The organism is Bacillus sp. P4_D3, from assembly GCF_056401855.1.
Map to the genome: position 1 here is coordinate 1 of NZ_JBFUIN010000246.1, position 4,743 is coordinate 4,743.

The 4,743-nt window shown below is 35.6% G+C and carries 7 protein-coding genes; 4 read left to right on the forward strand and 3 right to left on the reverse strand.

The genetic code is table 11. The annotated features are described in order from the left end of the window. The 3 genes from AC1DTM_RS18390 to exsF form a co-directional block, all read left to right on the forward strand. Positions 1-1,566: ATP-dependent helicase (locus tag AC1DTM_RS18390; protein ID WP_477000618.1), on the forward strand; the 1,566-nt coding region annotated here is incomplete at its 5' end. 143 nt (positions 1,567-1,709) lie between these two features. Further along, the gene (locus AC1DTM_RS18395; protein ID WP_016104192.1) at positions 1,710-2,177 is read left to right on the forward strand and encodes a CotY/CotZ family spore coat protein; all 468 of its coding nucleotides are present in this window, start codon (positions 1,710-1,712) and stop codon (positions 2,175-2,177) included. Between the two features lie 164 nt (positions 2,178-2,341). After that, positions 2,342-2,848, forward strand: a complete 507-nt coding sequence (gene exsF / locus AC1DTM_RS18400; RefSeq protein WP_002158865.1) for an exosporium protein ExsF — start codon at positions 2,342-2,344, stop codon at positions 2,846-2,848. A gap of 75 nt (positions 2,849-2,923) precedes the next feature. Here the strand turns inward: exsF and AC1DTM_RS18405 are convergent, their stop codons facing one another. Beyond that, positions 2,924-3,109: a hypothetical protein gene (locus AC1DTM_RS18405; RefSeq protein WP_033710628.1), complete on the reverse strand. Its 186-nt coding sequence runs from the start codon at positions 3,107-3,109 to the stop codon at positions 2,924-2,926. A gap of 98 nt (positions 3,110-3,207) precedes the next feature. After that, positions 3,208-3,567, reverse strand: a complete 360-nt coding sequence (locus tag AC1DTM_RS18410; protein ID WP_002158866.1) for a DUF1360 domain-containing protein — start codon at positions 3,565-3,567, stop codon at positions 3,208-3,210. A 125-nt stretch (positions 3,568-3,692) separates the two neighbouring features. Between AC1DTM_RS18410 and AC1DTM_RS18415 the strand changes: the two genes are divergently transcribed. Next, on the forward strand, positions 3,693-4,148 hold the full coding sequence (locus tag AC1DTM_RS18415) for a CotY/CotZ family spore coat protein (RefSeq protein WP_016104191.1): 456 nt from the start codon (positions 3,693-3,695) through the stop codon (positions 4,146-4,148). 56 nt (positions 4,149-4,204) lie between these two features. Here the strand turns inward: AC1DTM_RS18415 and AC1DTM_RS18420 are convergent, their stop codons facing one another. Further along, on the reverse strand, positions 4,205-4,735 hold the full coding sequence (locus tag AC1DTM_RS18420) for a CotO family spore coat protein (protein ID WP_033714677.1): 531 nt from the start codon (positions 4,733-4,735) through the stop codon (positions 4,205-4,207). Between the last annotated feature and the right edge of the window lie 8 nt (positions 4,736-4,743).

Genomic DNA, 4,743 nt, shown 5'->3' on the forward strand with positions numbered 1-4,743 from the left:
GAATTACGCTTAAAAGACGCTTATGATGCCGAAACGATACTCGCTATGATTTCACTTGAGAAAAACAAATTGAATCGTCCGAAAGATGTAAAAGCGAAAACACCGGTTGAACAAGAGTTCAAAGAAGTATACGAACGTTTCGAAGAGGTAAAACAACGGTACAATTATATTGATTTTGACGACATCTTATTAGAAATGTATTATCTTTTAGAAAATAACGCTCCCCTGCTTACTCAATTACAAGAGCGTTTTCATTACATTGAAGTAGATGAGTTTCAAGATACGTCGTATGCACAATATGAAATTGTAAAATTGTTAGCCACGCCAAGAAATAATTTATTTATCGCAGGTGATGACGATCAAGCGATTTACGGCTGGCGAGGGGCAAGTCACCAAATTATTTTATCTTTTCCAAAGGAATTTGATAATACAACGATTATCGCACTTAATACGAATTATCGATCTAATCCATTTATCGTCGGACTTGGAAATGAAGTTATTAAGCTCAATCAAGAACGTTTTGATAAAGAGCTATATTCTGTTCGTAACGATGGCATGCAGCCGTTTTATGCACGACCTGCGACAACTCTTGATGAAGCAAATCAAATTTTGCAACTCATTCAGGAAAAAGTAGATAGTGGTGAACGAAATTATAAAGATTTTTGTTTATTATATCGTACACATTCTGTAAGCCGTTCTTTACTTGATCAGCTTACAATTCATAAGATTCCATTTATTAAACATGGAGCGAGCCAATCGTTCTACGAGCATTCTTTAATTAGGCCCGTATTAGATCACTTACGACTCGTGCTAGAACCGTTCCGCCTCGAATCACTTTCAAATATATTACCAACAATGTATATTGGCCGTGATGAGTGCATTTCATTTATTGAACGTGAACAATGGAAATATGGTGAGGGCCGTTTCCCTTCTCTTCTTCATTTTCTATTACTAAACCCAAGCTTGAAACCTTTTCAAGTTAAAAAAGTAAATGAGCGAATCGATTTTATTAAGTTTATAAAAGAACTTGAACCGAAAAAAGCATTGAAAGAAATTATTCATGGTAAAGGAAAGTATTTAGAGTACTTACAAAGTAATGATCGTTCTTCCTTTACGATGCATAAGGACATACAAGAAGAGATGTTAGAAGAATTAATGGAATCAGCAACTCGCTTTACGGATATTTCAGCTTACTTACAATTTATTAATGAGGCCATTCAAGGTCAAAAAGAAATGGAAGCATTAAAAACAATGCCGCAAAAAGATGCCGTATCGCTTATGTCGATTCATAACGCGAAAGGCCTTGAGTTTCCATGCGTCTTCTTACTCGGTGCAAGCGATGGCATACTGCCGCATACTTCTTCTTTAAAAGATGCCAATGACCGTGTGACGGAGACTTCTGAAGCATTAGAAGAAGAACGACGATTACTCTATGTCGCAATTACGCGTGCTAAAGAAGAACTTTATATTTCCTCCCCGCAATTTTTCAGAGGAAAGAAACTAGATATATCTCGTTTTTTATATACTACGCGAAAAGATTTACCTGAAAAGACATCCGCTAAATAAGGATGTCTTTTTTCCATATCACGATATGTACATCCCCTCTATATAAATTCCCTGTTTCTATCCTGAGAATTAACGTAATATCAACCATATCCCGTTCATATTGTAATAGTGTATGTCAGAACTCACGATAAGGAGTGAACATAATGAGCTGCAATTGTAATGAAGATCATCATCACCATGATTGTGATTTCAACTGTGTATCTAATGTCGTTCGTTTTATACATGAACTACAAGAATGTGCAACCACAACATGTGGATCGGGTTGCGAAGTTCCATTTTTAGGAGCACATAACAGCGCATCAGTAGCGAATACACGTCCTTTTATTTTATACACAAAAGATGGAACACTTTTTGAAGCATTTGCGCCTTCAGGAAGCCTTACTAGTTGTACCTCTCCTATTTTCCGAGTTGAAAGCATAGATGATGATGGCTGTGCTGTATTACGTGTACTAACCGTAACTATAGGCGGAGATCCTGTACCACCTGGCGATAATCCAATTTGCACGTTTTTAAATGTTCCAACTGCAACTTTAAGGGGAACGAATTCTTGTATTACTGTTGATTTAAGCTGTTTCTGCGCTATTCAATGCTTACGTGATGTTACGATTTAAAACTGAATAATGATTTAAGCATGGATTGGGTGGCAGAAATTTCTGTCACCCAATCCATGCTTAAAAGGTACTAATATATTTTTTATAAAATTAGGAACTTGTCTAGAACAAAGAACTTATCCCTTTCATTGAATAAAAGTAGAAGAAATAAAGGAGTGAAAAACATGCTCTCTTCTGATAAATATAAATTTAATAAAATTGATTGCAACGCAAAAGCCGTTAGTACATTGCCAGCTTTCGGCTTTGCATTCAACGCTCTCGCCCCTCAATTCGCTTCATTATTCACACCACTATTATTACCTAGTACAAGTTCAAATCCAGATCTCACTGTTCCAGTAATAAATGATACAGTAAGTGTAGGAAATGGCATTAAAATCCAAAGAACTGGTATTTATCAAATCAGCTATACATTATCAATAAACTTTAATGATCCTAATTTTATACCATCAGCGGCTCGTTTTTTCTTATCATTAAATACGCCGCAGAATGTTATTCCTGGATCTGGTACAGCAGTACGCTCTAACGTTATTGGTGCTGGTGAAGTAGAAGTTTCCAGTGGTACTGTTCTCATTAACTTAAACCCTGGTAATTTCATTCAAATCGTACCGGTTGAATTAGAAGGTATTGTAGATATTCGCGCTGCTGCATTAACAGTCGTACAAATTGATTAACTACAAGTGGTATTTCTTATTTGAGATACCACTTTTAATTATTAAATGAAAAACACTCACATTAACATGAGTGTTTCATTCTTCATATTGTTTTATTGTATTTTTCTTCTTGCCACAATTACATCCCTTTTTCTTCACAAAGCCTTGTTGCTGTAATTGTTCTTGATATGCCTGTTGTTGTTCTTGTTGCTGTTGCTGTAGGTAGTACCACTGCTGAAGGTCATATGAATTTGGCCTTGGATTATTGCTCACAGCAAACATCTCCTCTACTGTCAATTCTGTCTATTTACTATATGAACAACTCCTTATTTCCGTTCCCTCATCCTTTTAAACTCCGCTTTCTCTAACATGAAAATTCATTATTCTTCCATAAAATATCCTGTAATTGTTTCAATAATTGCTGCTGCTCCTGCAATAGCTAATACTGCTAGTAATGGCTCTGCAACAATTTGAATCCAATTATATAAGACTAATAAAAAAGCACTAACCCATACACCTGTACACCAATAACAACTTAATAATTCTCCAATCCACTTCCTGAGCCCTTTTCCTTTCACCTTCGTATAAGTTGATACACTTCCGTCAGATTCCGTAATTTCTAATTCTTCAATAAACGGTCTTCGCAAAAAGCCAGTAATTTTATCATAAACGATAAGGCGTGTTAATCGAAAAGCAGCTAGTGCGAAAATAAAAAATAAAAGCCAACTTGTAAATAGCATACTTTCACCTTCCCTTACCTTCTTTAGCCTATTTAAAAAAAAAGCACTTTAGAGTGTGACCGATTCCCCTTTTCTCCAATATCTTATTAATGTAAATACAAACAAGAAGATAAGGAGTGACATTAATGAGTTGTAACGAAAATAAACACCATAGCTCTTCTCATTGTGTAGTTGATGTTGTAAAATTTATCAATGAATTACAAGATTGTTCTACTACAACATGCGGATCTGGTTGCGAAATTCCATTTTTAGGAGCACACAACAGTGCATCAGTAGCAAATACACGTCCTTTTATTTTATACACAAAAGCTGGAATACCTTTTGAGGCATTTGCGCCATCTGGAAGCCTTACAGAATGTACGTCACCATTTTTCCGCGTCGAGAGCGTAGATGACGATAGCTGCGCTGTATTACGTGTATTAACTGTAACTGTCGGCGGAGATCCTGTTAAACATGGTGACGATCCAATTTGTACGTTTTTAAATGTACCAACTTCAACTTTACGCGGTACAAATACTTGTATTACCGTTGACTTAAGCTGTTTCTGCGCTATTCAGTGCTTACGTGATGTTACTATCTAATAAGTAAACTAAAAAACTATTGGGGTGGTAGAATCTATCTACCACCTTTACATAATTTAAAAAACAGCCATATCAATTGATTTTATCTCTTCTATAGATAATCGAATATCTCTCATACTATTTGGCGGCATAATTGATACAACACCATTTCGGTACGAAATAATGGATCCTACATAGGAGACGGTCGCTGTTTTAATTCTACATCTTACTTTCGGAATGTAATGAGGGCGATTTAATAAAAAATGAATTTTCTCTTCATTGTTCATATCTTTAAATGCTTTATTATGTGGTACTGTCGTCACCTGCTTTCGTTGTTCTCCAACTTCTATTTGTTCCACTTCCTCTTGTTTCTCTTTGTTTACAATTTCTTTTTGTTCTACCACTTTCTCAACTTCTTTTTGTATTACCATTTCTTCCACCGCACTACTTATACTGGATTGCTCTCTATCACCTTGTTCCTGCCTATTATCATTTTCAAAGTTTGTAAGGAGAATTCTTTTTATTTTCAGTGTATCAAGTTCTAAATTTACTTGCGTTATATATAGCAACGGTTTTCCAACTGTTGAGCCTTTATTTTTATTCTCCACACTCGTCC